General features: G+C 71.4%; 1 protein-coding gene. It reads left to right on the top strand.

Going from position 1 to position 569, the window contains the following annotated elements; translation table 11 throughout:
* Positions 1 to 10: 10 nt before the first annotated feature.
* The coding region (locus tag Q0L15_RS21925) for an ABC transporter permease subunit (RefSeq protein WP_296606943.1) at positions 11 to 569 on the top strand (559 nt) is incomplete at its 3' end.

The raw sequence follows: 569 nt of genomic DNA, 5'->3' as shown, positions 1-569 counted from the left end.
GACGACCGTGGTGGCGCTGAACTTCGGGTTCGTGGTCGCCGGCGCGATCACGATCGAGACGATCTTCTCGATCCCCGGCCTGGGCCTGCTCACGACCGACGCGCTCGCCGTCCCCGACTACTGGCTGCTGCAGGGCGTCTTCATGCTGTCGTCGGCGGCCGTGATCGCCGCGAACCTCGGAGCCAACCTGCTCTACGGCTGGCTCGACCCCCGGGTGCGGACGCACTCCTGGCGCCGGTTCCGCAGGAGCCGGACCGGCACGGCCGGGCTGCTCGTGCTGGCCTTCTTCGTGCTGGTCGCGCTGTGCGCGCCCCTGCTCGCGCCCGCGGAGGGGCTCCAGGTCACCCAGGCGACCGGCGGCGTGCTCGAGCCGCCGTCCCGCGAGTTCTGGCTGGGCACCGACGCGAACGGCAGGTCGGTGCTCACCCTGCTGATCTGGGGCGCCCGCATCTCGCTGTTCGTGGGCCTGATGGCGACGCTGATCTCGATGCTGATCGGCACCCTGATCGGGCTCACGTCCGGCTACTTCGGCGGCTGGGTCGGCGCCGTGCTGTTCCGGCTCACCGAGT

The sequence above is a fragment of the Nocardioides sp. genome, from assembly GCF_024509035.1.
Classification (GTDB): domain Bacteria; phylum Actinomycetota; class Actinomycetes; order Propionibacteriales; family Nocardioidaceae; genus Nocardioides.
Note: the sequence above shows the minus strand (reverse complement) of the source record. Positions and strands in the feature narration are given on the sequence as shown.